The 25,601-nt window shown below is 43.5% G+C and carries 30 protein-coding genes; 29 read left to right on the top strand and 1 reads right to left on the bottom strand.

Annotated elements, in window-relative coordinates; genetic code table 11:
• Positions 1 to 29 precede the first annotated feature (29 nt).
• Complete coding sequence (locus JOC54_RS15450) at positions 30 to 1,376, top strand: outer membrane protein assembly factor BamB family protein (RefSeq protein ID WP_204467234.1); 1,347 nt, start codon at positions 30 to 32, stop codon at positions 1,374 to 1,376.
• A 130-nt stretch (positions 1,377 to 1,506) separates the two neighbouring features.
• Here JOC54_RS15450 and JOC54_RS15445 read toward each other — a convergent pair whose 3' ends face one another.
• Positions 1,507 to 1,737: a hypothetical protein gene (locus JOC54_RS15445; RefSeq protein WP_204467232.1), complete on the bottom strand. Its 231-nt coding sequence runs from the start codon at positions 1,735 to 1,737 to the stop codon at positions 1,507 to 1,509.
• A gap of 82 nt (positions 1,738 to 1,819) precedes the next feature.
• On the opposite strand from JOC54_RS15445, the gene JOC54_RS15440 reads away from it, so the two are divergent.
• The 28 genes from JOC54_RS15440 (at position 1,820) to exaC (ending at position 25,600) form a co-directional block, all read left to right on the top strand.
• Positions 1,820 to 1,966 carry a lmo0937 family membrane protein gene (locus JOC54_RS15440; protein ID WP_148297835.1) on the top strand — a complete coding sequence of 49 codons (147 nt, stop codon included), beginning with the start codon at positions 1,820 to 1,822 and terminating at the stop codon, positions 1,964 to 1,966.
• 136 nt (positions 1,967 to 2,102) lie between these two features.
• Entirely contained in the window at positions 2,103 to 2,603 is a 501-nt protein-coding gene (locus tag JOC54_RS15435; RefSeq protein ID WP_204467230.1) for a hypothetical protein, read from the top strand.
• Between the two features lie 246 nt (positions 2,604 to 2,849).
• Positions 2,850 to 3,101: a helix-turn-helix domain-containing protein gene (locus tag JOC54_RS15430; RefSeq protein ID WP_204467228.1), complete on the top strand. Its 252-nt coding sequence runs from the start codon at positions 2,850 to 2,852 to the stop codon at positions 3,099 to 3,101.
• Positions 3,102 to 3,132: 31 nt separating this feature from the next.
• A complete protein-coding gene (locus tag JOC54_RS15425) occupies positions 3,133 to 3,969 on the top strand; it encodes a DnaD domain protein (RefSeq protein WP_204467226.1) in 837 nt (278 codons plus the stop codon).
• Positions 3,914 to 4,729 (top strand): ATP-binding protein, encoded by an 816-nt coding sequence (locus JOC54_RS15420; protein ID WP_204467223.1) that lies wholly within the window; start codon positions 3,914 to 3,916, stop codon positions 4,727 to 4,729. The genes JOC54_RS15425 and JOC54_RS15420 overlap by 56 nt, the downstream gene beginning before the upstream one ends.
• 14 nt (positions 4,730 to 4,743) lie before the next feature.
• Positions 4,744 to 5,427: an N-acetylmuramoyl-L-alanine amidase family protein gene (locus JOC54_RS15415; protein WP_204467221.1), complete on the top strand. Its 684-nt coding sequence runs from the start codon at positions 4,744 to 4,746 to the stop codon at positions 5,425 to 5,427.
• A gap of 7 nt (positions 5,428 to 5,434) precedes the next feature.
• Positions 5,435 to 5,710: a hypothetical protein gene (locus JOC54_RS15410; RefSeq protein WP_204467219.1), complete on the top strand. Its 276-nt coding sequence runs from the start codon at positions 5,435 to 5,437 to the stop codon at positions 5,708 to 5,710.
• Positions 5,711 to 5,917: 207 nt separating this feature from the next.
• Positions 5,918 to 6,145, top strand: a complete 228-nt coding sequence (locus JOC54_RS15405; RefSeq protein ID WP_035417989.1) for a DUF1659 domain-containing protein — start codon at positions 5,918 to 5,920, stop codon at positions 6,143 to 6,145.
• Positions 6,146 to 6,185: 40 nt separating this feature from the next.
• Complete coding sequence (locus JOC54_RS15400; protein ID WP_054792689.1) at positions 6,186 to 6,404, top strand: DUF2922 domain-containing protein; 219 nt, start codon at positions 6,186 to 6,188, stop codon at positions 6,402 to 6,404.
• 66 nt (positions 6,405 to 6,470) lie between these two features.
• A complete protein-coding gene (locus JOC54_RS15395; RefSeq protein ID WP_081761151.1) occupies positions 6,471 to 6,632 on the top strand; it encodes a YvrJ family protein in 162 nt (53 codons plus the stop codon).
• Complete coding sequence (locus JOC54_RS15390; RefSeq protein WP_204467217.1) at positions 6,629 to 7,564, top strand: N-acetylmuramoyl-L-alanine amidase; 936 nt, start codon at positions 6,629 to 6,631, stop codon at positions 7,562 to 7,564. The genes JOC54_RS15395 and JOC54_RS15390 overlap by 4 nt, the downstream gene beginning before the upstream one ends.
• A 127-nt stretch (positions 7,565 to 7,691) precedes the next feature.
• Positions 7,692 to 8,021, top strand: a complete 330-nt coding sequence (locus tag JOC54_RS15385; protein ID WP_204467214.1) for a DUF3221 domain-containing protein — start codon at positions 7,692 to 7,694, stop codon at positions 8,019 to 8,021.
• 248 nt (positions 8,022 to 8,269) lie between these two features.
• Complete coding sequence (locus JOC54_RS15380) at positions 8,270 to 8,887, top strand: DUF4352 domain-containing protein (RefSeq protein WP_204467212.1); 618 nt, start codon at positions 8,270 to 8,272, stop codon at positions 8,885 to 8,887.
• A 156-nt stretch (positions 8,888 to 9,043) separates the two neighbouring features.
• Positions 9,044 to 10,084 (top strand): Delta(5) desaturase DesA, encoded by a 1,041-nt coding sequence (gene desA, locus JOC54_RS15375; RefSeq protein WP_204467209.1) that lies wholly within the window; start codon positions 9,044 to 9,046, stop codon positions 10,082 to 10,084.
• Positions 10,085 to 10,249: 165 nt separating this feature from the next.
• Positions 10,250 to 11,383: a sensor histidine kinase gene (locus JOC54_RS15370; RefSeq protein ID WP_204467207.1), complete on the top strand. Its 1,134-nt coding sequence runs from the start codon at positions 10,250 to 10,252 to the stop codon at positions 11,381 to 11,383.
• Positions 11,380 to 11,979 carry a response regulator transcription factor gene (locus JOC54_RS15365; protein WP_204467205.1) on the top strand — a complete coding sequence of 200 codons (600 nt, stop codon included), beginning with the start codon at positions 11,380 to 11,382 and terminating at the stop codon, positions 11,977 to 11,979. Before JOC54_RS15370 ends, JOC54_RS15365 begins: the two co-directional genes overlap by 4 nt.
• Positions 11,980 to 12,285: 306 nt before the next feature.
• Positions 12,286 to 13,809, top strand: coding sequence for an LXG domain-containing protein (locus JOC54_RS15360; RefSeq protein ID WP_204467203.1), 1,524 nt, complete (start codon positions 12,286 to 12,288; stop codon positions 13,807 to 13,809).
• Positions 13,810 to 13,821: 12 nt separating this feature from the next.
• Complete coding sequence (locus JOC54_RS15355) at positions 13,822 to 14,172, top strand: hypothetical protein (RefSeq protein ID WP_204467201.1); 351 nt, start codon at positions 13,822 to 13,824, stop codon at positions 14,170 to 14,172.
• Positions 14,173 to 14,643: 471 nt separating this feature from the next.
• Complete coding sequence (locus JOC54_RS15350) at positions 14,644 to 15,324, top strand: Uma2 family endonuclease (protein WP_204467199.1); 681 nt, start codon at positions 14,644 to 14,646, stop codon at positions 15,322 to 15,324.
• A gap of 342 nt (positions 15,325 to 15,666) precedes the next feature.
• Positions 15,667 to 16,662 (top strand): LacI family DNA-binding transcriptional regulator, encoded by a 996-nt coding sequence (locus JOC54_RS15345; RefSeq protein WP_204467197.1) that lies wholly within the window; start codon positions 15,667 to 15,669, stop codon positions 16,660 to 16,662.
• Entirely contained in the window at positions 16,649 to 17,527 is an 879-nt protein-coding gene (rbsK, locus tag JOC54_RS15340; protein ID WP_204467195.1) for a ribokinase, read from the top strand. The genes JOC54_RS15345 and rbsK overlap by 14 nt, the downstream gene beginning before the upstream one ends.
• Before the next feature lie 18 nt (positions 17,528 to 17,545).
• The gene (gene rbsD / locus JOC54_RS15335) at positions 17,546 to 17,935 is read left to right on the top strand and encodes a D-ribose pyranase (RefSeq protein ID WP_204467193.1); all 390 of its coding nucleotides are present in this window, start codon (positions 17,546 to 17,548) and stop codon (positions 17,933 to 17,935) included.
• A gap of 15 nt (positions 17,936 to 17,950) precedes the next feature.
• The gene (locus JOC54_RS15330; protein WP_204467190.1) at positions 17,951 to 19,450 is read left to right on the top strand and encodes a sugar ABC transporter ATP-binding protein; all 1,500 of its coding nucleotides are present in this window, start codon (positions 17,951 to 17,953) and stop codon (positions 19,448 to 19,450) included.
• Positions 19,437 to 20,381 (top strand): ABC transporter permease subunit, encoded by a 945-nt coding sequence (locus JOC54_RS15325; protein ID WP_054792702.1) that lies wholly within the window; start codon positions 19,437 to 19,439, stop codon positions 20,379 to 20,381. The genes JOC54_RS15330 and JOC54_RS15325 overlap by 14 nt, the downstream gene beginning before the upstream one ends.
• 13 nt (positions 20,382 to 20,394) lie before the next feature.
• Positions 20,395 to 21,336: a ribose ABC transporter substrate-binding protein RbsB gene (gene rbsB / locus JOC54_RS15320; protein WP_204467188.1), complete on the top strand. Its 942-nt coding sequence runs from the start codon at positions 20,395 to 20,397 to the stop codon at positions 21,334 to 21,336.
• 317 nt (positions 21,337 to 21,653) lie between these two features.
• The gene (locus tag JOC54_RS15315; RefSeq protein WP_204467186.1) at positions 21,654 to 22,229 is read left to right on the top strand and encodes a hypothetical protein; all 576 of its coding nucleotides are present in this window, start codon (positions 21,654 to 21,656) and stop codon (positions 22,227 to 22,229) included.
• Positions 22,230 to 22,489: 260 nt separating this feature from the next.
• Positions 22,490 to 23,731: a Ger(x)C family spore germination protein gene (locus tag JOC54_RS15310; protein WP_239586755.1), complete on the top strand. Its 1,242-nt coding sequence runs from the start codon at positions 22,490 to 22,492 to the stop codon at positions 23,729 to 23,731.
• Between the two features lie 351 nt (positions 23,732 to 24,082).
• Positions 24,083 to 25,600, top strand: a complete 1,518-nt coding sequence (gene exaC / locus JOC54_RS15305; RefSeq protein ID WP_204467181.1) for an acetaldehyde dehydrogenase ExaC — start codon at positions 24,083 to 24,085, stop codon at positions 25,598 to 25,600.
• The last annotated feature ends 1 nt before the right edge of the window (position 25,601 follow it).

Raw genomic sequence — 25,601 nt, 5'->3', positions numbered from 1 at the left:
TTTGAATAGTAATGAATGGAGGATTTTAAATGAAAAAAATGTGTGCATGGACAGCGGTTAGTATGATGCTAGTCATCTTTACAGCTTGTGGTTCAGAAGAAGACAACCCAATAGAGGATTCAGCTGCCGCTATTGAAGAGGATGTGTTAGAAGATGAGTATAATGAAGAGGAATCAATAAACCGTATTGAAGAAGATGATGAAGATGAAGATGAGTCTTTAGATCAATCTACATCCTCAGATGTTCTTATGCATTTTGATGATGTTGAACTTACTGATTTTGACGATATTGATGATGGTTATGCAAAGACTATTTCTCAAGAAGGAGGCATTGATAATGTCGTTTATTATGGCGATAATCAACTGCTAACAAGTGAGTTCGGTAAAGGAGCCTATCTTTATGACATTAATGAAGGCGATACAGTTTGGCAGGATACATATTTCCACACCGAAGGCTACCTCAACTATCGTAATGAATTGCTTTATACTAACAATATGCAAGGGCAAATTGCAGCAGTAGATATATGGACTGGAGATACACAACGTACATATGAATACCGAACAGAAGAAGATGGAGCAGCAATTCCTAGTGACATATTTATCTTTGACTCCTTATTAGCGATTAACTTTAATGAGATGTTGATGGGGTATGATCTTGAGACGACCGAACAGTTATGGGAGATTGAATTTCGTACCCATTCAAATCTCATCGAAGTTGATCACTTGTTGATGTTTGAGACGTTTGATTCAGATGTTGTTGCGCTAAATAAAGACACTGGCGAAGAAGAATGGCGAATTAATGAGCCAGATTCTTACTCTTCAGGGGGCGGGGAACAACCTTTTGTAGTGGACGATACGCTTTACATCTTTAGTGATAATTTTGCAGATACATTTAAGCTAGAGCTCTATGATCTGACTACTCAAAATAAGGTAGATTCAGTTGAGTTGGATGGACGGTTCTTTGCGCGAGAAGAACCGGTTGTGGCAGAAGAAACCATTTTCTACAGCAGCAATACTGATTATACGAATGGGGACATTGTCGCGTTAGAAAAAAGTTTAGATCGAGAACGCTGGCGTATCGGGAGTGAAGGATATATAAAGCAACAATTGCTTTATGACAATGGTTTTTTGTATGTTATTGTAAAACCGGATGGGGAATACGGTGAACTTTCTCATCTAGTTGTTATAGAAGAAGAAAGTGGAGAAATTGTATTAAGGACAGAGATTGGAAGATTTGAACGGGCCATGACACAACACCCACAAGAAAATGCATATATTGATAATGGGAAACTCCATATTTATTTAAGTGAGGGTGTAAACAAAGGAAACTTTCGTATTTACGAACCAACTGGAGAAATAAATCGTCCGTTTGAATAATTAATAGTTGAGAAGAGTAGCTGTTCGCGGTTGCTTTTCTTTTTGGATGGTCTCTCACTCATTTCTAAAGTAAGACCAGTCTATTATTATAGGGTTAAGACTATCTTTTTGTACGCGTGTTTTCTAATAACTATGCCAAGCGACTCATATCAAACGTAAAATGTTTATCTTTAATAAAGGGATCTCGCTTCACAGAATGCGGCGCTACTTTAGCGATATCCATTAATATACCTCCTAGCACAAGTGCACTGATTCGGCCAAAACTACGATAAATAGCTCCATTATCGATCATAATAACAATAAACGAGGTATAAGCCATTTGAACCATTAATTCTAGAAACAGGTCTATTTCCAACTCCATGGCGATATACTGTACAAGGCTTCACGGTAAGTGTACTTACGTTTCTCAGACTAGCATGATCACTCATATAGGAGGTTACGTTATGCTCTGGACGGTTTTAGTCGTTGTGTTGGTTCTCTGGCTCCTTGGTTTTATTGGGGAAGTCGGTGGCAACCTTGTGCACATCTTGCTTGTTGTTGCATTAGTTGTGCTGATCTTCCAATTGGTTTCGGGTCGACGTCGGATTTAAAGCAAGAGAAGCGGGAGCGATCCTGCTTCTCTTTTTTTTGTATATCTTTTAGCCCCTATAATAAAAACTACGATCGTTCAAAATATTTGCAAATTATGCAGGAATATAGGAATAAACGTCAAAAAGAAGAAACATTATGGGTAAGCAAGGGGGCGTTAAATGGCTTGATTACATGTTCATAACGTTGAATTGGTTGGTGTTCGTTATTTCTTCTCAGAGGTTGTTTGTACTAATGTCATGTTGGGTCTCTTATCGCATTGTTTGGGTACAAGTGATGGATGCAGAGGTAAGGCCCTTGATTCACCGCTTTGTGCCACATCTACTTTTACATGAAGATGAGGTGTTTGTAATGCATATGAATATGTATAAGCAAGTAAAAAACTACTATGAGCAGGGGAAACTACCATTAGAGGCGTTGCGTATCTATATGAACCTATTCATGGAGTCTCGTTTACGTGAACGGAGACATTTTGAATTATGTAACTCAGAGTTAATCAAGCTATCGGGCTTAACGCGCTCACAGTTGTTTCGCTACCGCCCACGTTTAATTGAGTGTGGGTTTATTGAAGCACAAACAGCCCAGGGGAGTAGCCGTGTTCTTTATACAATTACCGGAGGAATGCAGTGGACGTCTTAAACGATTAGGCGCTTATCTAGTAGAGATAAGCGTTTTTTTGTTGGTTCCGGCATTTCCCAACATGAACAGGATCGCTTTTTTTCTTGTGAGAGAAACGTGCTTGAAAATAGTCATAGCAACGGGTTCAAAAGACCTACCTATGATATTAGAACTGTCGAGCACCATTTTATGTAAAAAATAAAGCTGGATTTAGCAGATCGCTTAGCGCTATAGTCTTAGTAATAAAAGAGAGGGGAGGTAGATTAGATGGAGCAATCAAGAAAGCGAGGAAAGGGGCGACGGCGTTCATACGGGGAAAATCGCTTATTAATTGCGTTGCGGAAAGAACAGAATTGGACACAAACCGAAGTGGCGAGTAGGCTATCCATCAGTCAAAGCAAGTTAAGTCGAATTGAATTAAACATTGATTTACCTAGTCTTGAGGTTGAACAGAAGTTAACGCAGCTGTATAAAGTACCCTCGGAGACACTATTTCCACAGCTGCATATGAGTAGATAACTGAATGTTTCGAAATTAAGGAGGCTTTTGCATGATTAGAGAATTGTATATCCAGTTTAAGCAGATGCAGGAAGAAGAGGTGTTTTCTCCATCAGCACTCAAGCTATACGAAGTGCTTTTTTACCAAAGATGCGTTCGAGATGAACACTCATTTATGTGGCAAAACGAAGCCGTGCAGCAGCAGATGGGCTTGTCGCGAGCTAGCTTCTTTCGGGCACGGCGTGAACTGGTAAACAAAGGGCTAATCGAGGCAATTGTCTCCACTTCGACGACGCTGGTGCGCTACACATTAAAGGTCATTGGCACTTTTCATTATGACTGCCCAAGTGATGCAGTAGCCGTCTCAATGACAGGTGCATTGACGGCTCAACCAGAAGGCGAAACCGTTGCGACAGTAAGAGAAGTGGATGGATCAATGACCGTCTCATCAGCTGAGTCAAATGCTACCTCCGCGCGCGCTACGTACGCAAAAGAATCTTTAGGTCTTAGTAATCAAAAAGATAAACAAACAACAACAACAGCTGCGCTCCTGAGAAAATGGCTGAACGTTGCTGGCTTTGAGAACATCAGTGAGCTTGCATCTACGCGGCTCAGTGACTGGTTTAGTCGGCGTCCATTTCAAGAGACCGAGGCATTGATTGAGCAAGCGATTAACCGGGCAGGCAGTGCCCCTAGACCAAGCATGAATTACGTCATCGCCGTACTCCGATCATGGGAAGAAAAGGGGCTGCAGACGATTGCTGACGTGGCGGAAGAACAGAACGGCTGGCGCAAGAAACGAACAAAAAAACTGAAAAAGGAGCGTAAACCAAATGATCAACTCGATCAATGCGCATTTGCTCGAGAATATCCAAATGCAGTATTCTGACGCGAATAAAGTGGACTCCTACACCTGCAAGAGCTGCCATCAGCATATCTCTGTCTACCGGATTATGATGCTAATTGGTCCGCGAAAAGGAACAGAGCTGACGCAGGCAGTCGGCTGCAAATGCGAGGACATTGCCCTTGGCAGAGCGGTTGTTGCTCGCAAGAATGAATTGATTCGGCTGGAACAAGAAGAACGTTTCTTCACGTTCAGCTTGCTAAACGATGATTTAGAGCATGCGACGCTGCAGTCCTATGAGCCAAAAACGACGAGTCAGCGCGAGGCACTGGAGTCTTGCTGCGGTTATGTGCGCCAATTTGAGGACAAGTTGCCTGGCAATTTGCTCTTAAGTGGAAATACGGGCGTTGGGAAAAGCCATCTAGCCTATGGTGTGGTTAAAGCACTGATGAGTCGAGGGATGAACGGCTTATTTATCTCAGCCCCCCACTTTCTTACGGCGCTAAAAAGCACGTACAAGCCTGAAGGGAAGGTAAGCGAGTACGACTTAATCAATCGGTTAAAGGAGGCTCCAATTCTTGTGCTCGACGATCTTGGTTCGGAGTACAGAAAGGAAGACGTAAGCGGTTGGGCGGTCGCCAAGGTGTTTGAGGTGATTGATGCACGACTAGGTCGTCCGACGATTTATACGACGAATCTTGATCTTCTTCAGCTCCGCAATGAGTACGGCGGCCGGATTTTTTCACGCTTGCTCTATCAAACGAAGCTAATTAAAGTAAAGGGAGTCGATTATCGAAACTCGTAAAAGGAGGGATTCAGATGGCGAAAAAACGAGTGGTGCTTGATCCTGCTCATGGTGGGAATGATAGTGGCGAAGCAGGGTATGGGTTAGTTGAGAAAGATTTGACATTACGAGTGGCAAAAGGAATGCGCCAAGCGCTTGTTGGATTTCCGGTAGGCGTGTTGCTGACGCGAAACAAAGACATCGAATTAACGGAGGAAGAGCGCGTGAGCCTAGCGAATGAATGGGGCGCTGATCTATTCGTCTCCATTCATATAGGCAGTGAGAGCGAGAAGGGGTTTGTTTCGTACGTTAGTGAGAAAAATCAGCGTGATACGACGTACTTGCAGTTAGCCTTTCAGCGAGAAATTGTAAAGCGTGCACATTTGAACGATGGGGGGCGAAAGCAGCGATCAGCTCTCTGCTTAGATGGGGCGTTGATGCCCGCCATCCTCACATCAAGTTACTCGCTTCAATCTGCCAAAGATGCGAAACGCTTAAAAGACCGACGGGTAATTGAAGCCCTCGCCATTGGTCATGGCACCGGTATTTTAGAGACGCTGGACCTCTTGCGGATAAAAGGAAACAAGCCTACCTACCTTGTTCAAGTGAATGGTGTCAGTGTAGGCTCCTATAAAAATAAGACAAAACTAATGACTATTATAAACGAGCATGTTGGAGAAGCCAAAAACATACGATTGGAGCAGATTGAACATGGATGAGTCTTTTTTGCGCGGCATTGTTAAGAAAATGAATATTGTTGACCGAACAGGGCGAGATCGCTGGCATAAGGAAATTCATCTCGTGTTGTCCGATATCTCAATTGCCCGAGCCGACCTTGATGTGGTGCACCGCTTCCGACCTGACGACCTGGTCGAGGTGACGCTAATGGCAGCGCAGCTTTCCCTGTTTCCAACGCATGATCAAGATGAGGAAGGCGATGAGTTAATCTGCGGGGAACCGGTGAATGCGGGGGAAGTAGTGAAGCAGTCTTTTACATTTTAAACGAGCTAAGAGTTCTAATTTCAAAACATTAGTTCTAATCAGAAAAATAAGTTGTTTCTTCTCTCCGCCGGTGCTATGCTGAAGCTAGCCGGTGGGGAACCCACGGGCTTTTTTCAATTTTATAGGCAGGACAAGCCTCGTCACCGGCCGTGACCGCTTGTCCGCCACCTTGATTAACCAGAAGATTAGGGAAGGGAGGAAAAAGCGATGGCCCGAAAACAACCGTACGCGCAGCGCTTAATGCTTGCGATGGAAAACGGCTTTACTGATACCGGCAACTTGATTGTTCGCCGCTTTGGTTTTGCGGTTCAGCCGGAAGCAGATATTGAGCAGCTTTACCTTGTGGCAAACACGTTTGCTGACTTATGTGAACTTGATTTGTCGGAAGCGACATTGATTGAGAACAGCTATTTACGTCCGAGTCCTCAGAGCTAATGTAAGGCTGTCAGGCATTCTTTAGAAAGGAGGAATTCTTATGAACGAAACAACGCTTGAACTGCGCTTCCGCACCGCAGAAGGTCAATTAATCACCTTCCGCGTTCCGCAACCGAAGAGTGATTTAACTCAAGCGCAAATCAGTGAGGCGATGGACATCTTGATCGCGAACAACGTCTTCTTTGGCCAAGCTGCGCTGATTGCGACGAAGCTTGATGCCCGTGTTGTCACTCGTGCGGTTGATACGATTGCCGTATAACTTCACACCGAGGCGGGCGCTGGCTTAACCAGCGTCCGCTACTAATAAAAGAAAGGATGTGGCAACATGCAGGACTGGGTCACGCTCATTTCAAATGTGGGCTTTCCAATCGCCGTCGCATCGTATTTGCTCGTGCGGTTAGAGCCAATTATTAAAGAGCTACAGCAGTCAATTGCTGGCCTCGCAACGGTTATTAGCAAGGAACAAAAACGACATGAGCGCAAATGACTGAAGCTGTGGGCGGCTGTCAGGAACAAGCTAGGGGAGGGACGGCTTGTTTAATCTCTAGTAAAGAAGGAGATGTGAACGACGTGAAGATTGTAAAAGACTATATTCCACTGACAAATCAAAATCGACCGGGTTTCCCGCTTACGCCTCGCTACCTAACGATTCATGAAACGGGAAACCGGCGCAAAGACGCAACGGCGTTAATGCACGCTAGATACGTCAAGAGGAGAGACACAGCGGTTAGCTGGCATTATACAGTTGACGATCAAGGTACAATCTATCAGCACTTACCAACAACGGAAAACGGCTGGCACGCAGGCGATGGTCGCCATGGTCGGGGCAATCGCGAATCGATCGGAATTGAACTCTGTGTCAATGAGGGAAGCGACTTTACTAAGACAAAAGCGCAAGCCGTCCAGCTCATTCGCCAGCTGATGCAGCAATTCTCCATCCCGCTAGACCGAGTTGTCCCCCATCAGCACTGGAGCGGCAAGCGCTGCCCCCAGCGGCTGCTTAACGAGAGAGGTGGGTTTGCTTCGTTCCAGAACTTGATTATGAGCCAAAAACCTGCGCCACAGCCGAAGGAAACAGCTCAGCCTGTCAGCATTGTCGACTGGATGAAGCAAGCGGGAATGGATGCGAGCTACGCCAATCGAGCCAATTTAGCTCAAATGCGTGGGATTACCGGGTATACGGGGACAGCCGCGCAGAATCGGAGACTGCTCTCGACTTTAATAGAAGAAACACAACAAAAATCCAGCTCTCTCCCTACTGTCCGCTCAGGTGAAGGAATCGTTGACTGGATGAAGCGAGCAGGGCTGGACGAGAGTTATACAAACCGAGCAAAGCTAGCGCGGGCGCAAGGGATAGAGAATTACCGGGGGACGGCTGAGCAGAATACCGAGCTGCTTCGAAAGCTGGCGGAAGGGTAAGGAAGACAATGTAGAAGGAGCGAGGACTCTTGTTTAGGGTTCTTGTTTTTTTTGTGTGACCGTATGTTTTGTCCTAATTTGAGGCGGGTAGTGGAGGAATAATCCTCTTTCTCAGGTGGTGATAACGATGCAAGCGAAACGATTCTCTGTTTTGTCGATACTAGCAACCCTGCTCTTACTATCAGCTTGTTCTCCTCTAGCAGAAGAAACCGACTGGGACATTGAAGGAATTATCGCGCAAACGAGCCCATATTTGGTTGTATCCGGTGTTGATCGCGAGGATATTGAAGGGCTATCCGAGCAAGAGTTGCTTGAGAAAGCAGATGATGCGATTTATTTCGGCTTTGAAGAGGACCTTGATTTGTATGAGAGGGTTCGGGTGACGTTTACGGGAATCAATGATTCCTACCCGGCGAGTGGAGAAGTGGATGAGTTGGAGCGAGTTGAAGAGCGCTGATGCTAAATGTTGATAGGCTTACATGAGCTAAGCGAGTTTCATCTTTATAAATAGTTGGTTAGAGCTCTCTATCTAAACTGATAGGGGGCTTTTTGCTTGAACAAGTAGGTTGAACTCTCCGATCTCCGCTTCAAGCCTTGCGTTTAAAAAATAATTAATTTTATAAAAATAAATTAGCAAAGTGTTTAAAAAAATCGAATTAGGCTATTTCAATAAGGTACTACTTTACAGAGAGGATGGAGATACATATGAAAAAATCAATAACGCTTATGGCAACGATGATGGGTTTATCTGTGATGTTAGCGGCATGCAGTGATTCTGATAGTGCTGAGGAGAATCAAACCGATCCAGTACCAGAAGAGGAATCGATGGATCAAGACGTGGGTGAAGATGAGAGTGAGACAAATGACGGAAGCTCAGAAGGAGAGGACCAGATGGATCTTGGTCTAGGAGATACAGCTGTCATGCATAGCAACATCTCTTCGTTTGAATTTACCTTAAACAGTGTAGATATGGTTGAGGAAGTCGATGGGGAATTATCGGATTTGGATGCTTATGTCGTAGCCTCGATTACAATTAAGAATATTGGCGATGAAGCCATTGATGCGAAAGAAAATGCGGGTTTATTTGAATATACAGCTAACCTAGAAGGCTCTGGATTTGGCGACCAAGCCGAGTATTATGAGGACTATCAAGCTGATGCGATTGAAGGTGAATTGGCACCAGGTGAAGAAGTAACGGGGACTGCTGTTTACACAAGTTATAATGACGATGAGCAATACATTCGCGTGAAGCCCGGGACAGCGGGAACGGGCTTAATTAATGACGCTGTGTTTACATTTAGCCTGAGTGATTTGGAGAATTAAATTATTGGAAGTATTGATACCTAAAAACAAAGCTACATCAAGGTTTCTCCACCACACCATGACAAGTGTCATAGTGTCATGATGACAGTTGTGTCTTACGCTTGCTTTCCCCCTTCATTATACTAAGTTTACTTAGTGAGTCTGGGGTGAAGTGAGATGAGTAAAGAAAAACAACGTGCATTAAAACAAAGTGTTGCACCTTACGCGACATCCAATACAAAGATTGGCGTCATTCAAATTCTGAATACATTGCTTCCGTTTTTGGGAGCATGGTTTTTAGCTTATCAAAGTTTACATGTTTCGATTTTCTTAAGCCTGCTTTTTTCATTAATCGCTGCTGGATTCGTTGTCCGGACGTTTATTATTTTTCATGACTGTACCCACGGGAGTTTTTTCCGTAATCCAAAGTGGAATCGGGTTGTTGGAAATGTGAGCGGTGTGCTGACGCATTTTCCGTTTGAAAAGTGGAAGCATAGTCATTCGATCCACCATGCCACGAGCGGAAACCTTGATAAACGAGGTGTCGGTGACATTTGGGTGATGACGGTGGAAGAGTATAAAGAAGCATCAAAAATGCAACGACTTCAATACCGTCTTTACCGCAATCCCTTTATCTTGTTTGGCTTAGGACCTCTTTATCTATTTTTGATTGAGAACCGGATCAACAAAAAAGGGGCAAAGCGGAAAGAGAAAATCAATACCCATTTAACCAATGCCTGTATTGTCCTGCTTTATGGAGGTATGATCTGGCTTGTTGGTTGGCAAGCGTTCTTGCTTGTGCAGCTTCCAATTATGTACCTATCGGGAGCAGCTGGAATCTGGTTATTTTATGTACAGCATCAGTTCGAAGACTCTTACTTTGAAAATGATGACGAGTGGGACTTTGTGAAAGCGGCAGTTGATGGCAGTTCCTATTATAAGTTACCAAAAGTGATTCAATGGTTGACCGGTAATATTGGCTATCATCATGTGCATCATCTTAGCCCGAAAGTGCCAAACTATCATCTAGAGAAAACGCATGACAATACGCCTCCGCTGCAAACGGCGACGACGATTACGTTGAAAAAGAGTCTTGAATCGATTCGCTTTCGCCTATATGATGAGAATAAACAGACGTTTATTAGCTTTAAAGAGATGAAAGTGGCAGAGCGGATGCAAGCTGTTTCTCGCGTGTCACAACAGACGAAAACGGGTTGAAATGAATAACGAAAACAAGCGCTATGGACGGACGTTTTCCACGGGCAACGCTTCAGCTTCGAGAGAATCTCTCAGGATCTTCAGCTGTTGCGCTTCCCGTCGAAGCGACTGGCTACTGCGCTTTTTTTGTGGGGAATAAACGCTACTTGTAAAGGAGGAATTTTGTTGTATCATTGGTTTCACATCATTCCAAAGAATACTGGTTTAAGTCTATTTGCCTGGATTGCTTTTTGTATCTTGCCTTTCTACTTTATCATTCGTTCGGCTACGCTCTATGAGATCATTCTTGGTGGAGCGATGATCATCCTCTTCTTTACAACGTACCGACTATCTTTTATTAAAAAGGGCTGGACCGTCTACGTGGCGCTAAGTATCGAGATGTTAATCAGCATCGGAATGACGATTTATTTTGGCTATGTGTATTTTGCTTTGTTTATTGCTTTTTATATCGGCAGTGTTAAAAGCAAGGCGGGGTTTATCAGCCTATACGTGGTGCATTTGTCAACGACCACAATTGCTGTAATTATCGGTTTTATGACGGAATACGAAGAATTTATGGCGCAATTGCCGTTTAATGCATTAAGTCTTCTTGGTGTGATTTTGTTACCTTTTACGATCTACCAACGTATTCGTAGAGAAGAGTTAGAAAGTAAATTGAGCGATGCCAATGAACGGATTTCGCAACTGATGGTCGTGGAGGAGCGGCAGCGAATAGCCCGCGACCTGCACGATACGCTGGGGCAGAAGCTCTCGTTGATTGGAATTAAAAGCGATTTAGCGCGCAAATTAGTGAATGTCAAGCCCGAGGTTGCCCAGCAAGAGCTGGAAGACATCAATCAAACGTCCAGAACGGCATTGCGTGAGGTGCGGGAAATTGTCTCCAATATGCGAACAGCGCGGCTAGAGGAAGAGCTTGTTCGGGTACAGGAGCTGTTGCAGTCGAGCAGTATCGCTTGTGGCATCTCAGGAGAAGAAGCGTTTAAGCATCTCCCTTTATTAATTGAAGATGTATTTTGTATGTGTTTAAAAGAATCGGTCACAAACGTCGTCAAACATAGTCAAGCCTCATCTTGTACGATTTCATTCGAGAGCCGGCCAAATGAATGGCGCTTGCTCGTGCAGGATGATGGGGTCGGCTTACGTACTGCTACGCAAACAGAGCAGAAGAGCGGCATGATTGGAATGAAAGAGCGGCTAGAGTTTGTAAATGGTGAATTGGATGTGCGCTCAAAAGAGGGAACCCAATTGATTATCCGAATCCCGCGAATTATTCATCAAACAGAAGGGGGAGCACTATGATTCGCATTGTGATTGCCGAAGATCAAGGCATGTTGTTAGGCGCACTTGCGTCGCTACTCGAACTAGAAGAAGATATGACCGTCGTCGGCAAGGCGAAAACAGGTGTAGAAGCAGTCGAGCTTGTGAAGCAGCTACAGCCCGATATTTGTATTATGGATATTGAAATGCCGCTGATGACCGGGATTGAAGCGGCACAATCGCTAAAAGCAGAAGCGTGTAAGATTATCATCCTCACGACCTTTGCCCGAACCGGTTATTTTAACTATGCCCGCAAGGCAGGAGTCAGTGGTTACTTATTAAAAGATAGTCCAAGCGATGAACTTGCCCGAGCGATTCGCACAATACTAAGTGGGCGCAAAGTGTATGCGCCAGAACTGATGGATATGATGCAAGGAAACGACAACCCGCTGACGGATCGAGAAGGACAAGTCATTCAACTGATTGCGGAAGGGAAAAGCACGCAAGAAGTAGCTGATCACTTAAAGATTAAAACAGGTACAGTGCGCAACTATGTTTCAGTTATTTATGAGAAGCTTGAAGTGAATAACCGGATTGAAGCGATTTCGCTGATTCAGGAGAAGGGTTGGTATCGGTAGAGAGCGAATCAATCAGACAATCAAGCTCTCTCTCTATTTATACTTGATTAACATTGATAGGAGGAATGCAGAATGGCTGAATTAAAAGTAACGAAAAATGTCGCATACGTTGGTCCTGCTCCTTTCGAATATAGCAATGATCGTTTTCAGCGTGATTTAGCTAAGACAGACTACGGATGAGAATAATTTCTTTTATTCCTCAAAACAACCTAATGTAAAAAGAAGACCTCATGAGGTCTTCTTTTTACATTTCATCTCACCTTAATTATACTGGGTATTATAGTCATTTTTGGAGGCGTCGGACTAATGAAGATTTATGATGCAAAAGAATTTCAAACTTTGTTAGACAGCATGACTAAGCGTACAACAGAAATAGGAGATCCACTATTAAACTTGGAACAAGCCGTACAAAAAATTGTTTCATTAGACTCTTTTACTGGAAATGGGCCTGAAGCACTAAAAAGCTTTTATCAAAACAGCCACTTGCCCCTATTACGCTATTGGCAAATGGTAAATGAGAAAAGAACGAACTTAATCTCATCTTTAAAAAACACTGCGTCAAACTTTGACTCGCACCCCGATGCTTATGTTAACGAAGCTTTCATTGAAAATGAAATTATTCCATCAATTGATAAAGCCAAACAAAGGACTGCTGATAGTGCTGATAGAATTAATGCTATTGCGGATAGTATATCTGATATAATCAGCTTACCTGCATTTGACGATTCGCAAATCCAAGAAAAACTCCACGATGCAAGACAACATGCACAAAGGACTGTTGAAAAGCTACATGCTTTTGATCATCAAGCAACATCGACTGTTACTCAATATGCAGAGCTAATGAACCCCATTAAGACTTATGTCAGTAGTTTGGAAGGGGCAATTAATTCTACCAATATCAATTCTGCTACTGATTTAACAGCAATTACGTTAAATACAGAAATGCCTGACGAGATTATGGAGATGCACCACAATCCCGATCAAATGCGTACTGTATTAACAATGTATAGCGAATTGAAAGCGCAAGCACCACAAATAGCTCTGTCTATGGCTATGAATCCAATAGGGGCTGTACAGTGGTTCAATCCGTATGCCTATGGGCTTGCACAAAGAATGTTTCTTGCCAGCGGGAATATAGATGTTGTAAACCACTATAGTCCAGATCAGCAGGTTAAAGGAATGTCTGTTGATGCCGATGGGAATGTAGTTGAATCTATTGTTAACCAAGAAGAAGCAGAAATTATTAACGATTGGGGGAACGGGCACGTAGAAATTCGAGGAGCTCCTGTTGATTATGATGCCCTAGAAGAAGAAGGCATAATTACTCAACGATTTGTAACAAATTCAGGAATGGTTATACATCATACTGATATTGATGGGGAATTGGTTATCTTTATGGATGACTCAGATATTCATTATTATACAAATGGGTCAGTACAAACTTTCTCAAATAAAACTGCTGCTCGCTTAGCTCAATTTGGCGGTCTATTATTAGGTATGAGTTTAGGCCATACTTATTTGACAAGAAATGTGCCACAAGGTACGGTGCTTATGAAGGAAGTTGCTCCACCAACAGTAGGCGGAACAGCTAAAAAAGCAGCTTTAGGCACTTCTGGTCTGTCTAGCGGTGTCCCGATAGTAACAACTCCTGTGCCAGATGTTGGTACAGAAGAAAGAATTTTATGGTTGAGTGTCGATGAAGGGGAGACATGGGATACAAAGGTTTATGTCGAAGTTGATCAAAACGGTAAAGCGACAATGACAGATTATGAAGATCGAAAGCCAGGTGGATTCTTTGGTTGGATTCTGGATAGGTTTTCTGGTGAATAAAGGAGGGGTATAATGACAGAACAAAAACAAACATTAATAAATGGAAAGCTTACAAAGGAAAATAAGATCATTGCATATGGGTTACTACCGCTATACATGGTCGGATTGTTTTTAATTACGTATAGTTTATCACTGGCGATAGGTGGAGGGCAGTTTGACTACATTTCATTATTTGTGTTTATTATAGGCACATGTTCTATATGCTATGTTGCAAACCCTAAATTCAATACGTTTGAATTTAATGAGATTTACATAACAAACGCTAATTTACCATTAATCGAGAAGATAAAAAAATTCAAAGGAGTTTTCTTATTTTTAGGTGGCTTATCTGTAGCCACAGGTATTCTTTTTGGATTTACGTAAAAAATCCTATTATTATTATTATTATCTCTGTCCCAAGATAATTAGGAAGGTGCTAATTGTGACTGGCCTTAGAGCGATAAGGTTAAAAGTAGGTGTGAAGAGCGGAAATTGGAACCGCTTTAAATGAAGATGGTGAAGAAGTCATAATTATTCAATCATGGCGTAATTGCATTGAAGGTACTCTTAAACAAACAGACTATAGGCGACTATTAGACAAGCCTTATTATGGTGATGAATGGTTATGTACTGGCTCATGCGGGGCTGACACAGGTGGAACCAATCGTACTATAGATCTCAATCAACCAGAAAGACATCGAAGGGTGCTTACTTGATTTTAACAATCCATCTGAGTCTATGCATAACTCTAAGATATCTCTTCGCTATGAAACCAATGTTGAAAAAGTCATCGACTTACAATCTTCTTCCTGAAGAACAGTTCAATCCTATAATAAACAAAGGAGGTCATAGACAATGTCAGCTCATTCACAACCAAATCGTCCGGAAAAGTCGCAGTTGAAAAGCCTGCAAATTCGTAAAGCAAGAATTCTCAACAAGGTAAGGTACAGCGCGATTACGAGTAACGGTCCATCGACCAATTTATATAAGCGCATGACTTTTTCTGAATTTGAACGATTCCGCGAACAAGAAGGAAATCGTGAAAAGCAAGTAGAGTTTATCGACAACTTTGTTTATATGGCACCTTCACCAACGATCAAACATCAGCGTATTTCAAGGGAATTATTAACAGGTATTCATTTGTCATTAAAGAACACAGACTGTGAAGTGTTTGATGCGCCGACTGATTTAGTTTTAACAATAGAGGATACGCAAAATGTTGTTATTCCCGACGTGTTTGTCGTTTGCAATTTGGATGAAGAAGAAACGAAAAGAGTGACTAAAACACCGTTACTTGTAATTGAAATATTGAGTAACAATCGAGTGGATGATGAAGTCACTAAATTTGTTAAATACGAGCAAGCAGGTATTCCAGAATATTGGATTGTTGATCCTGAGGAACGGGTGATCACACAATACATTCTCAATGCCGAAAACAAATATCCAGCTAAAGGACATTCTTTTAAAGCAGGAACGATTACATCCGTTCGTGTCCCGAGCTATACTGCGGATGTGGGTGAATTGCTTAATTTGTAAGTTGAGCAAGTAGACTTTATCTAAATTAACTATTTTTTGAATTGATTTAAGTTATAGCTTCCAGATAAAAGCCGCTATCCGTGTAAGATCGTTGCTAAATCTGTCCTTATCAATAAGTGACAAGGATTTCTTGTTGCTTTTTCTTTTTGGATTGCCCCCTTTCTCTAACGAAGAGTTGGGGATTTTGCTCTTGTCTAAACCGCGTCGTCGCTTAGGAAACAAGGTCCAAAAGATGCAGCAATTAGGGGCTCTAAACACATGGATACAATTAGTAATTGACAACCCTTTACGATCGCAGTATACTCTCTGTAACCGGTTACACATCGTGAGGGGAAGAAGCATATGACAACGATTAAAGATGTAGCAAAATACGCGAATGTCTCTGTGGCAACAGTCTCACGGGTGTTAAACCAAAAGGGCTACGTTAGTAAAGAGGCAGAAAAGAACGTTACTGCCGCAATTGACGCATTAAATTATAAACCAAATGCAATTGCACGAACGCTTTATCATAAAACATCAGGAATGATTGGCTTATTGATACCAGACATTGCCAACCCCTTCTTTCCAGAGCTGGCGCGCTCGATTGAGGATGTCGCTTTAAAGAAGGGTTACACCGTTGTTCTTTGCAACACGGACAGTGAGTTAGGCAAAGAGCAACAATACGTACGAGCTTTGCAACAAAAATACGTTGATGGGCTAATCTTAGCAACGGGGAGCGGTTCGTATGAGCATTATCATTCGCTTGATCTACCGGTAGTAGCGCTCGATCGCTTTATTAGTAAGGATATTCCAACGGTCGTATCGGACAACAAAAACGGGGCGAGAACGGCAACGATGCATCTGATTGAACAAGGATGTCGCTTTATTGCTCATTTACGTGGACCTAAGGGACTTGCCCCGGCGGATGATCGCTATGAAGGATTTAAAGAAGTGGTTGAAGAAAGTGGAATTGCCCATATTATTGTTGAGACAGGATTCCACATTGAAAAAGCGGAAGACGAGGTTCAGCGTTTACTGAAGCAGCATCCGAGTGTTGATGGAATTTTTGCCGGAAGCGATGTGACCGCGGCAGGAGCAATGAAAGCGGCTCATACGTTAAAGCTGGATATTCCTTCACGAATCCAAATTGTAGGCTTCGATGGCATTTTATTCGGGGACATGCTTGTCCCGTCGTTAACAACCGTGCAGCAGCCGATTGTTGAGATGGGCGAACGTTCCGTTGAGTTACTTGTTCAATTAATTGAGAAAAAACCATTGTTGTCCTATAGGCACGAGCTTCCGACAACAATGAAGCTTCGAGGGACGACGAAAGGAAGCGGCATAGATGACAAAACCTAAAGTAACCGTAATTGGAAGTATCAATATGGATATGGTGACACAGACTGATACTGTACCAGAGCAAGGGGAAACCGTGATGGGAACGGGTTTCCAGACCGCCTTTGGTGGTAAAGGGGCGAACCAAGCGGTCGCAAGTGCAAGGCTCGGGGCAGACGTAACGATGATCGGGCGTGTTGGCGATGATGCATTTGGTACATTACTGAAAGACGGTCTGCGGGCAGAAGGCATTTCTGTCGATAGTGTGGAACCCGTTACACACTCTAGTTCAGGAGTAGCGACGATTCTTTTATCGGAACAAGACAATCGGATTATTGTTACGCCTGGGGCTAATCATCATGTTACTGAAGCGTATGTTTCAAACTATGAGGCTGAAATCGCAGCAAGTGACATTGTGCTAGTCCAGTTAGAGGTTCCACTTGCGACAGTTGAATACACGATTGATTTATGTGCCAAGCATCAGGTTCCAGTGATCTTAAATCCTGCACCAGCGCAAGAACTATCACAAGAAGCATATGAGAAGAGCACGTTCATCACGCCAAATGAATCGGAACACGAGCAGCTGTTTTCATCTAAAGATGAAGCGTTAACCGAAAAGCTGATCGTTACGCAAGGAAAAAACGGAGTGCGTTGGTTCGAGAATGGAAAGATCGAGCAGGTTGCGGGTCATACGCTTGTTCCTGTTGATACGACTGGAGCGGGCGACACCTTTAATGGAGCACTTGCGGTAGCACTTGGGAAGAAGCAGTCTTTACGTGAAGCGGTTACGTTCGCCAACGCTGCGGCAGCACTATCGGTGCAGTCATTTGGTGCTCAAGGCGGCATGCCGACAGCGGAAGACATAGAGGCATTTCTAGCGAACAGCTAGTAAATAGGAGGAACTCCAATGAAAAAAACAGGAATGTTAAATCGCGACATCGCCCGGGTACTTGCATCACTCGGGCATACCGATCATATCGTCATCGCTGATTGTGGATTACCCATTCCTCAAGGCGTTGAATGCATTGATCTTTCCATTAAACGAGGGCTTCCAACATTTGTTGAGGTACTTGGAGAAGTACTGGATGACATGGAAGTTGAAGCAATGATCGTGGCTGAAGAAGTAAAAGAGAAGAATCCATTCATTCACCATGCTGTACAAAATAAACAAATACCGACCTATTACTTGTCACATGAAGATTTGAAAGCGGAAACACATAAAGCGAAGGTAGTCATTCGTACCGGAGAATGTACCCCGTATGCCAATGTGATTCTACGCGCCGGCGTGATCTTTTAAGAGGAGGGATTCACGATGATTGTGGAAATGAGCCAGATAAGCAAGTCGTTTAGCGGCAACCAAGTTTTAAAGCAGGTTGAGTTTTCACTGGAAAAAGGCGAGATTCATGCTTTAATGGGTGAAAATGGCGCAGGCAAATCGACGCTGATGAAAATTTTAACGGGCATTTATCCAAGAGATGAAGGCGTGATTCGTGTAAAAGGGCAGGAAGTCTCCTACACTCATCCAAAAGATGCCGAAGAAGACGGGATTGCCGTCATCCATCAGGAATTAAACATCTTACCAGAGCTGTCAGTCGCAGAAAATTTGTTTTTAGGCAATGAACAGACGATCGGAAAAACCGGCTGGCTGAAGACAAAGGAAATGAACCGACAGGCCGAGCAAGCGCTGGCCGAGCTCGGGCTGAACGTAAAAGCAACCGAACGAGCGGGACGTCTATCCGTTGGAAAGCAGCAGCTGATTGAAATTGCTAAGGCGCTTAAGACGAATGCCGACATTATCATCATGGACGAGCCAACCGCCGCGCTGACGGATCGGGAAATTGATACCTTGTTTGAAGTAGTACGAGGCCTGCAGGAAAAAGGCGTAACCTTTGTTTACATTTCACACCGGATGGAAGAGATCTTCTCGCTCTGTCAACGGATTACCGTCCTACGTGATGGAAATTATGTTGCAACGAAAGTCATTGCGGAGACAAGCTTTGATGAAATTGTCAAGCTGATGGTTGGCAGGGAACTTGGCGGAAGATACCCAGATCATGACCTGACTCCTGGTGAAGTGAAGCTTGCCGTAAAAGAGTTAAGTCGTAAGGATGAGTTTGAAAGCGTTACCTTTGATGTGCGAGCCGGTGAAATCTTTGGCATTGCTGGGCTGATGGGTGCCGGACGATCGGAAGTTGTGGAAAGCATCTTTGGATACAGGCGGGCCGACAAGGGATTGATTGAAATAGATGGAAAAAAGGTTTCTTTTAAAACACCAGTTGACGCCATTAATCACAGAATCGGCTTTGTTTCCGAAGACCGGAAAACAAAGGGACTGATCGTTGATTTCTCCGTTCGTGACAATATTAGCTTAACCAATTTAGCGGCGGTTTCATCGAGCGGTGTGATGCAAACAAAGAAAGAGCAGGCTCTATATGCCGAGCTCGTCAAGAAGCTTGGTGTCCGGACGTCAGGACCGAATCAAACGGCAAAATCGTTAAGTGGAGGAAACCAGCAGAAAGTCGTCATCGCCAAATGGCTTGGCATTAACCCGAAAATCCTGATCCTCGACGAGCCAACGCGAGGCGTTGATGTCGGGGCGAAAAAAGAGATCTATACGATCATGAATGAACTGGCGAAGCAAGGTGTGGCGATCATCATGGTCTCATCTGAGCTACCTGAGATTATCGGGATGAGTACACGAGTTGCCGTTATGTTTGAGGGGAAACTAATGAAGATTTTAGATCGGGCTGAGTTGTCTGAAGAAACGATTATGCACGAAGCAACAGGAGGGGAAAAACATGTTCGACAATAAACGAGTTAAAGCAATGGCGGCAACGCTTGGACCATTCATCGGGTTGTTTTTAATTATAGCGGTTATTAGTATTTTGAATCCGGATTTCTTATCTACATCCAACTTACTAAATGTACTTCGCCAAGTTTCCATTAATGCTTTAATTGCCTTCGGGATGACGTTTGTTATTCTGACAGGTGGAATTGACTTGTCGGTAGGAGCAATTCTGGCATTTTCAGGTGCCGTGACAGCAACGCTGCTTGCTTCAGGGATGGACCCGATTCTAGCCATTCTAATCGGTTTGCTCGTTGGGGCTGGACTTGGCGCAATTAACGGCATCATTATCGCAAAAGGAAAAGTTGCACCATTTATCGCGACACTCGCGACAATGACGGTTTACCGTGGGGCGACGTTAATGTTTACCGATGGACGACCAGTCTCAAACTTAGGGGATTCATCGCTGTTTCAAATGATCGGCGGCGGTTATTTCTTCGGAATTCCGATGCCAGCAATTACGATGCTCGTCAGCTTTGTCATCTTGTATTTAATCTTAAAGAAAACGACGTTTGGTCGCCGTGTCTATGCCGTCGGTGGAAACGAGGAAGCGTCAATTTTATCAGGCATAAAAGTCGATCGCATCAAAATCTATGTCTACTCACTGACGGGCTTCTTGGCCGCTGTCGCAGGTGTGATTTTAACCTCACGCTTAAACTCAGCCCAGCCAACGGCAGGGACGATGTTTGAACTCGATGCGATTGCTGCGGTTGTGCTTGGTGGAACAAGTTTAACTGGCGGAAGAGGATGGATTGTCGGCACGCTTATCGGTGCCTTAATCATAGGTGTTTTAAACAACGGCTTGAACTTGCTTGGAGTAAGCTCATTCTTTCAACAAGTGGTAAAAGGAAGCGTCATCTTACTCGCGGTCTTACTTGATCGTAGAAAAACAGCCTAAAGGAGAGAGTTAAATGAAAAAATTAAAATTATCAGTCGCAATGGTTGGGATTTCAGCAATGCTTGCAGCTTGTTCAATGGATGCACCAGGTTCCGATGATTCCCAAACAGAAGGAGGAGCGGAAGGTGGCGCAAGTGACGGCGAGTTCACAGTTGGCCTATCTGTCTCGACAATGAACAATCCCTTCTTCGTGACACTACAAGAAGGGGCAAAAGAAAAAGCTGATGATCTTGATCTGGAGATGATCACGGTTGACGCGCAGGACGACTCTGCTAAGCAGATCAATGACATTGAAGATTTGATTCAACGAGGCGTTGACTTGATCGTGATTAACCCCGCTGATTCCTCTGCCGTAGCGGCAGCGGTACAATCTGCTAATGATGCCAATATTCCTGTTATCACAGTTGACCGAGCAGCGGACAGCGGTGAAGTGGTCACACATATCGCTTCTGATAACGTAGCAGGTGGCGAGATGGCCGGTGAGCTATTACTTGAGCTTGTTGGCGACGGCGCGCTTGTCGCAGAACTTGAAGGCATTCCAGGATCTTCTGCTGCGCGTGAACGTGGCGAAGGATTTAACAACATTGCCGCTGATTCCCTAGACGTGACAGCAAAGCAAACAGCGAACTTCTCTCGCTCTGAAGGACTAACGGTAATGGAAAACATCTTGCAAAGCAACCCGGACATAGTCGGCGTATTTGCCCACAACGATGAAATGGCACTTGGGGCGCTTGAAGCAGTCTCAGCAGCGGGGCGCGATGACATCGTTGTCGTCGGTTTTGACGCAACAGACGATGCAGTTGCATCCGTTGAAGGCGGCGGTCTTGCCGGCACGATTGCCCAACAACCAACGCTAATCGGTGAAGAAGCAATGGAAGCAGCCGCAGCGATACTAAATGGCGACGATGTCGAAGACTTCATCCCAGTTGAGCTTGAGTTAATTCGCGGGGAATAAGGATTTTGTTGATGGAAACCCGGACGCGTGAGCGTCCGGGTTTTTTGGTGGTGGAGAGTGATATAATTAACTTATACTATTCTGATGCAATTCAAACCGAGTTCGTATTCACCGATCATTAGAATATTTACCACCATCAGAGTACATGTTAATAGATCTTTAAAAAAGTGTCAGACTAAGTGGAGACTATCCATACATCAGAAAAATAAGCTTAAAAATGAACAGAAATTTAAAAGAGGCCTGAAACGTTCTTGTTGTTCCGCCGTAGTTTTATCTGGACATGTATAATTTGGACTAATTGAAAAGAGGCGGTTGTTTTGAAGTTATTAAAAATTGTGGTGTTCTGCTCATTATTAGGCATAGTTGGAGGTTGTAGCAGCTCAGCTCAGGAAATCAGCAATGCGGACGTAATGAACGCTCTAACTTCTGAAGAAGCACCAAAAATCTATGATGATGAAAACTATGTTAAAGATTTTATAGAGGATAAAAACTTGGACAAAGTCACTGAAATTGACGGGTATGAAAGTGAAACGGTTTGGTCAATGGAAAGTAATTCTGATGAAGCTGTTCATAGATTTGAATTCTATTTAGGAAAGTTAGATGAAGAAATCTCCCCGCAAGAAGCGTATGATTTTCTTCTTGGCTTCATCCCTAAAGAAATGTATGAGCATTTTGTAACAGGTCAGGAAATGAAGTATGAGGGATCGGCTGAGGAGGTTAATTATTATATTAATCTTCAACAAGAAGATCTGGAAAATCCATTAGAGGATATTCCTAACGTCTTGCATTTACATATTCACATGGAGGGAGATCATGTACTAACTGCTCGTTTTGGGAAGAGTAGTCCTAGAAGGGCAGATGTGAAAGAAGAGCTTGAGTGGGATCTTAACTAGGAACAAACAGGGAACAAAAATCTTGCCAAATCGTATTAAGCTAATAGTGTGGAAAAGTGCTCAATACGTCATTTCGCATTCCTGCTAGTACCTTCGGGGAAGATGGCGGGGATGCATTATAATAGTTCACGTAAGGCATGACAGCACAGCTCCCCTTTGAAAATCTGTCCGCTACGCGGCGTGAGAAAAACCAAATAAACAGCGTGTACGAGCTTAATAGCCGTATGCGCTGTTTTTAGTAAAATCATCGTGCATATTTCTTGCACTTTCTTCAAATTTTATTATGTAGAAAGCCTTTTGAAGGAGTTGTTAAAATTAAACACTGTAGATTAATTATAATTGGATTAGTGTTACTGCTCCTTTCAGGGTGTTGGGATCGATCAGAATTAAATGAAGTGTTTTTTATAGACGCAATAGGTATTGAAAGGGTTGAGGATCAATTTAAAGTGACATTCCAAGCCTTGAACCCATCAGAGATAGCGAGTGAAGAGAGAGGAAGAGGTTTTTCACAAGTCATTAATTATGAAGCAGAAGCTCCAACGTTGCACGAAGCAATTAGAAGAGTAACGTTGTCCGCTCCAAGAATCCCGCGTATCTCGCAGTTGAATTTATTGATTATAAGTGAAGATGCTGCAAAAGAAGGATTGAAGAACATATTAGATCTTCTGTACAGGGATCATAATTCTAGGGCAACTTTTCAAATTTTAATTTCGCATGGCGATGTAAGTCCTACGGACATATTGAATGTGAAAACACCAATTGAAATTACATCGAAAAGTATAGTCGAGGGGCAAGAGATTGCTTCTAAAGTATATGGCGCGAACAAAATATCAACAACTGATGTGCTGTATTATGAACTGACGAGTCCTGGTATTGAACCTACTGTAACGGGTATTAGTATCGCTGGTAAAAACAATGAAACCGAAAGTGAAGAAGATCAAAATGTGACAACCATTCAACCGAAATCAATGCTCATAAGTAATAAAACGGCGTTGTTTAAAGAGGATAAATTGATTGGTTGGTTAAATCAACAAGAAAGCAAGTCATTAAACTATTTTACAAAGGAGTCTTACCAAAGTGTAGGAAGCTTTACATGCCCAACAGGTGGTGAACTGGCTTTAGAGATACAAGATGTTCATCGCAAGCTTTTTTCTTCTGTAAAGAATGACACTCCTTATTTAAAATACGAGTTTGATATAGAGGCAATGATCTCAGAAGTTGACTGTGCAGGTCTGGATTTAAAAGAAGAGAGTGTATTTAGGGAAGTAGAGAAAGATGGGGAACAAGAGCTAAAAAAAGTTCTAACTGAATTAATTAAAAAGTTAACGGAACTACAAACCGATTCAATTGGTATTGGACGAGAATTTTATAGGAGCCATCCAAACTATTGGACTGAGGTAATGGAACCGAACGAGAATTATATGGACGACGTAAAAATTGAAATTGTGGCGAGTTATTCAATTAAAAGTCCAGGAAGCAAGTTAAACAGCGTCAATAAATAATCAAAAATAAGAGCACATGCTAAATGCATGTGCTTTTTATTGTTCAGGCAGCCACTTGAGCTGAGTATATCTATAATTGTTGAATTACCCACGCGTCTTTGTCAAAAAGAATCAAGTTCAAGTACAGTTTTGCTTGCCTGACTGAAACTCGCCGACAACTATTAAAAAGCTGAAATCACATCATCAAATGATGTAGGTAGACGATCTGTCAACCTCTTGCTGCACGAATCAATACCCTCCCCAGTTGACTGCTCACCCCAATTAAGCTAAACTTATTTGTAAACGCTTACATACATCAAAGACTGTCCGCTTTTTTTAAGCACATATTGAAAAAATAAGGAGGGCTTTACGATGATTTATGCAAATCCGAATCAAGAAGGATCAAAGGTATCGTTCAAATCGCAATACGATAACTACATTAATGGGGAATGGGTCGCTCCGGTTAAAGGTCAATACTTTGAGAATGTGTCTCCCGTTACAGGAGAGGTATTTTGCGAAGTGGCTCGTTCGACGGAGGAAGACATCAACCTTGCTCTAGATGCAGCCCATGAGGCGAAGGTCGCTTGGGGGAAGACATCACCGGCCGAGCGGGCAATCCTATTAAATAAAATTGCCGCAAAGATTGAAGACAATCTGGAGATGCTGGCTGTTGCGGAAACCTGGGATAACGGGAAATCCGTGCGGGAGACGCTCGCGGCAGACATTCCACTAATGGCTGATCATTTCCGTTACTTTGCCGGTGTTATTCGCGCGCAGGAAGGCTCGCTTAGTCAAATTGACGAAGATACGGTCGCCTATCATTTCCACGAGCCGCTCGGAGTCGTTGGGCAGATCATTCCGTGGAATTTCCCGCTGCTGATGGCGACGTGGAAGCTCGCGCCAGCGCTTGCCGCTGGGAATACGGTAGTTTTAAAGCCGGCTGAGCAGACGCCTGCCTCGATTATGGTCTTTATGGAACTGATAGAGGGCATTTTGCCAAACGGGGTTGTGAACGTGGTTAACGGGTTTGGCGTTGAGGCAGGTAAGCCGCTTGCAACAAGCTCACGGATCGCGAAGATCGCGTTTACAGGTGAGACAACGACGGGACGCTTGATTATGCAGTATGCGTCGCAGAATATTATTCCGGTTACGCTTGAACTTGGTGGAAAATCACCAAACATCTTCTTTAAGGACATTATGGATCATGAGGATTCGTTCTTAGATAAAGCAATTGAAGGTTTCGTTCTGTTTGCCCTGAATCAAGGGGAAGTCTGTACATGTCCATCGCGGGCACTCGTTCATGAGGATATCTATGATGAATTTATGGAGCGAGCGTTGAAACGTGTGAAAGAAATTCGCATCGGTCATCCGCTCGATACAGAGACGATGATGGGCGCACAAGCTTCATCAGAACAGCTTGAAAAGATTCTTTCCTACATTGATATTGGCAAGCAGGAAGGCGCTGAAGTTCTCACAGGTGGAGCGGCGAATAAAGTAGAAGGCTTGGATAACGGCTATTATGTTGAACCGACCGTGTTTAAAGGGACAAACAAAATGCGGATTTTCCAAGAAGAAATCTTTGGTCCTGTCTTGTCGGTGACGACGTTTAAAGATGAGGATGAGGCGTTAGCGATTGCCAATGATACATTGTATGGACTTGGTGCGGGCGTATGGACGCGGGATATGAATAAAGCCTATCGCTTTGGTAGAAGCATTGAGGCTGGACGCGTCTGGACGAACTGCTACCACGCGTATCCAGCGCACGCGGCGTTTGGCGGCTATAAGAACTCGGGAATTGGTCGCGAGAATCATAAGATGATGCTCGAACATTACCAGCAGACGAAAAACCTCTTAGTTAGCTACGGCACAGATAAAATGGGCTTGTTTTAAA

Source organism: Shouchella xiaoxiensis, from assembly GCF_016907895.1.
GTDB lineage: Bacteria > Bacillota > Bacilli > Bacillales > Bacillaceae_D > Shouchella > Shouchella xiaoxiensis.
This window is presented reverse-complemented; position numbering and strand designations above follow the sequence as displayed.